Origin of the sequence: Microtetraspora sp. AC03309 (assembly GCF_020826795.1) — a bacterium.
Taxonomy (GTDB): domain Bacteria; phylum Actinomycetota; class Actinomycetes; order Streptosporangiales; family Streptosporangiaceae; genus Microtetraspora; species Microtetraspora glauca.
The window spans coordinates 1-900 of the sequence record NZ_JADDIL010000253.1 but is presented as its reverse complement, the minus strand read 5'-3'; the positions used below and the strand labels follow the sequence as shown (position 1 = coordinate 900).

General features: G+C 64.0%; 1 pseudogene. It reads left to right on the top strand.

The window, feature by feature from the left end:
* A pseudogene (locus IMZ11_RS42645) lies at positions 1-900 on the top strand (hypothetical protein); the annotation flags it as partial.

Below are 900 nucleotides of genomic sequence, written 5' to 3'. Positions count from 1 at the left end.
GGAATGTTGAGCGACGTAAACCTCATCTCGGTTGGCCCCCGCACACTCCGCGACATCACCAAACCTGTTGAGCTGTTCCAGGTTCAGGCAGATGGCCTACGCGCCGAGTTCCCACCGTTGAATGCGATCGATGCCCAACCGGGCAATCTGCGGATCCCCACCACGCGTCTCATAGGACGTGAGGCCGAACTCGACGAGTTGGACACGACGCTGAAAGCACACCGCGTGGTGACGTTGACCGGTGTCGGCGGTGTCGGCAAGACCCGACTCGCACTGGAATTGGCTTCACGATCCGCAGACAGGTACCCGGATGGGGTGTTCGTCATCGAACTTGCCGCAGTCGGCGACCCGGCGGCCGTCCCTGACGAGGTCGCAGCCGTGCTCGGCATCACCCAACAGGCAGGATTGAGCGTCTCCGACAGTGTCGCTGTGGCGTTGGAAGGCCGATCCCGGCTGCTGGTGCTCGACAATTGCGAACACGTCCTGGATGCCACAGCGGATCTGGTCGAACGGATCTTCGCCCATTCCGACACCGTCGGAATCCTGGCCACCAGCCGGGAAGGGCTACGACTCAACGACGAACAGCTCTGGCCGGTACCGTCGTTGGATATGCGGGCGGGCAGCAATTCGGCCGCCGCCGCATTGTTCATCGATCGGGCGCAGGCGGTATCGCCGTACGCCACGTTCACCGCACCGGCGGAGGCCGCCGCAGTAGTCGAGATCTGCCGCAAGCTCGACGGGATTCCGTTGGCGATCGAGCTTGCAGCGTCCCGCACCGGGTCGATGACGGCTGCCGAGGTGCGGGACCGCCTCGATGATCGCTTCCGATTGCTCATCGGAGCACGCCGCGGGTTGGAGCGCCACCAGACGCTGCGCCACGCTGTGCAATGGTCCTATGAC